The sequence below is a fragment of the Chthoniobacter sp. genome (assembly GCF_040003245.1).
In the GTDB taxonomy this organism is placed as follows: Bacteria; Verrucomicrobiota; Verrucomicrobiia; order Chthoniobacterales; family Chthoniobacteraceae; genus Chthoniobacter.
Genome location: NZ_JBDUCX010000401.1, coordinates 1 through 3,022, shown reverse-complemented (window position 1 = coordinate 3,022; position 3,022 = coordinate 1). Strand labels below are relative to the sequence as shown.

At 62.8% G+C, this 3,022-nt stretch carries 2 protein-coding genes; one reads left to right on the top strand and one right to left on the bottom strand.

The genetic code is table 11. From position 1 onward, the window contains the following. A partial coding sequence (locus ABJF10_RS30225; protein ID WP_348548315.1) for an ABC transporter ATP-binding protein/permease occupies nucleotides 1-1,512 on the top strand: 1,512 nt, incomplete at its 5' end. A 29-nt stretch (nucleotides 1,513-1,541) separates the two neighbouring features. Here the strand turns inward: ABJF10_RS30225 and ABJF10_RS30220 are convergent. Continuing rightward, nucleotides 1,542-3,022, bottom strand: a 1,481-nt coding sequence (locus ABJF10_RS30220) for a peroxidase family protein (RefSeq protein WP_348548314.1), incomplete at its 5' end; no start/stop codon positions are given.

Genomic DNA, 3,022 nt, shown 5'->3' with positions numbered 1-3,022 from the left:
GCCTTCGCGTCCGTCCCCATCGGCGTCTTCTATCGCTACTCCCAGGAGCGGCTCTCGCTGGCCTGGCGGCGCTGGCTGACGCAGCACCTCATCAAGCGCTACTTTTTCAACCGCGCCTACTATCGCATCCGCGCCTCGGAAAGCGTGGACAACCCCGACCAGCGCATCACCGAGGACGTGAAGTTGTTCACCAACGGCGTGCTCAATTTCTTCCTCGTGATCGTCAACTCGATGGTCACGCTCGTCGCTTTCCTCGGCGTGCTCTGGTCGGTCTCCGGCCGACTCGTCGGCGTCCTGCTCCTCTACGCCGCCGTCGGCACGGTGGTCTCCATGCTTTTCGGCAGGCGCCTCGTCGGCTTGTATTTCAACCAGTTCAAGCGCGAGGCAAACTTCCGCCACGGCCTGGTCCGCGTCGGCGAGAATGCCGAATCCATCGCCTTCTTCCGCGGGGAAAAGCGCGAGCACCGGGACTTGATCGAGCGCTTCGCCGAGGTGCTCGACAATACCCTCTGGATCATCGGCTGGAATCGCAACCTCGGGTTCTTTGCCAATGGCTACAACTACCTCGCCCTCATCGTTCCCAGCCTCATCGTCGGTCCGATGTTCATCCGCGGGCAGGTGGAATTCGGCGTGGTCACCCAGGCGGAAAGCGCCTTCGCCCAAGTGCTCGCCGCCCTCTCGATCATCATCGCACAAATCGAGAGTCTCAGCTCCTTTTCCGCCGGCATCCGGCGTCTCGGCGACCTGTGGGACAACCTCGATACCTTCGACGAGGAAGACGCCCGCGAGGCCGACGAAGCACAGATCGAAGTCAACGAAGAGGCGCTCCACCTCAAGCTGGACGACGTCACCGTGCAAACCCCCGGCGGTGAAAAAGTCCTCGCCCGCAATCTCAGCTTCCAGCTTCCGCGCCGCGGCAGCCTGCTCATCATGGGCGAGAGCGGCTCCGGCAAAAGCTCCCTGCTGCGTACCATCGCCGGTCTCTGGCAATCGGGTTCCGGTGCCATCGACCGCCCGGCGCACAAGCGCCTCATGTTTCTCCCCCAAAAGCCCTACATGGTGCCCGGCAGCCTGCGGGCCCAACTCATGTATCCCTTGAGCGAGGAAGACGCCGATGACGAGGCCATCACCAAAGCCATCGAGACCGTCAACCTCCAGGACATCTACGATCGTGTGGATGGCGACCTCTCCAAGATTGTCGACTGGACAAACGTCCTCTCGCTCGGCGAACAGCAGCGCGTCGCCTTCGCCCGGCTCTTCTTGAAAAAGCCCTCCATCGCCTTCCTCGATGAATCTACCAGCGCGCTCGATGAAGACAATGAACAGCTCCTCTACGAGCGCCTGCGCGAATCCGGCATCGCTTTCATCAGCATCGGTCACCGCTCTACGCTCAAGAAATATCACGATACCCTGCTCGTCCTCTCGAAAGACGGCAGCAGCGAGATCAGCGGCTTGAAGCCAGCGAAGAAGGCATCAGCACGCCGCGCCGGATTGGACGGCGACAGCGAGTGAAAAGACTTTAGCGCTCGATCGAAGTCAGCTCAGCGACCCGCGAGGTCGAAGCGATCCAGGTTCATCACCTTGCTCCAGGCCGCGACAAAGTCGCCGACGAACTTGTTCTCCGCATCCGACCCGCCGTAGATTTCCGCGAGGGCGCGCAGCTCGGAGTTGGAGCCGAAGATGAGATCGACCCGCGTGCCGGTCCATTTGCGCTCGCCCGTCTTGCGATCACGGCCTTCAAACCCGTCTGGGCATTGCGCGATCGGCTTCCACTCCGTGCCCATGTCGAGCAGGTTCACGAAGAAGTCATTGGACAACGCCTCGGGGCGTTTGGTGAGGACACCGTGCGGGGCCTGGTCGACATTGGCATTCAGCACGCGCAGACCGCCCACCAGCACCGTCATTTCGGGCGCCGTGAGGGTCAGCAATTGCGCCTTGTCGATCAGCAACTCTTCCGCCGGGATCTTGAATTTGCCTTTCACGTAATTGCGGAAGCCGTCCGCGATCGGTTCGAGCACCGCGAAGCTTTCCACATCGGTCTGCTCCTGCGAGGCGTCCATGCGTCCCGGGGTGAAGGGCACCGACACGTCGTGCCCGGCATTCTTCGCCGCCTTCTCCACCGCGGCGCCACCGGCCAGTACGATCAAGTCGGCCAGCGACACCTTCTTGCCGCCAGCCTGTGCGCCATTGAACTCCCCTTGGATGCCTTCCAGCGTCTTCAGCACCTTGGCCAATTGGGCCGGTTGGTTCACCTCCCAATCCTTCTGCGGGGCCAGACGGATCCGGCCGCCGTTCGCGCCCCCACGCATATCCGAGCCGCGGAAGGTGGATGCCGCCGCCCACGCGGTGGAAACCAACTGCGAGACCGTGAGCCCCGAAGCGAGGATCTTGCTCTTCAGCGCGGCGCTGTCTTGCGCGTCGATCAACGGATGATTCACCGCGGGAATCGGGTCCTGCCAGAGGAGTTCCTCTGCGGGAACTTCCGGCCCGAGATAACGTCCGCGCGGTCCCATGTCGCGATGCGTCAGCTTGAACCACGCCCGGGCAAACGCGTCGGCGAACTGATCGGGATTTTCCAGGAAACGGCGCGAAATCTTTTCGTAGGCCGGGTCGACCCGCAGCGCGAGGTCCGTCGTCAGCATGGAAGGCGCAATCCGCTTCGCGGCGTCGTGCGCGTGCGGCACCGTCCCATTACCAGCGTCACCCTTCGGCTTCCACTGCTGCGCGCCGGCCGGGCTCTTCGTCAGTTCCCATTCGTAGCCGAACAGATGCTTGAAGAAGTCGTTGCTCCACTTTGTCGGCGTCGTGGTCCACGTCACTTCCAGGCCGCTGGTGATCGTGTCCCCGCCCTTGCCCGTGCCGAAAGTGTTCTTCCAGCCGAAACCCTGCTCCTCGAGCCCCGCTGCTTCCGGCTCGTGCTTCACGTTGTCGGCCGAGCCCGCGCCATGCGTCTTGCCGAAGGAATGACCGCCCGCGATCAGCGCCACGGTCTCCTCGTCGTTCATGGCCATGCGGCCGAAAG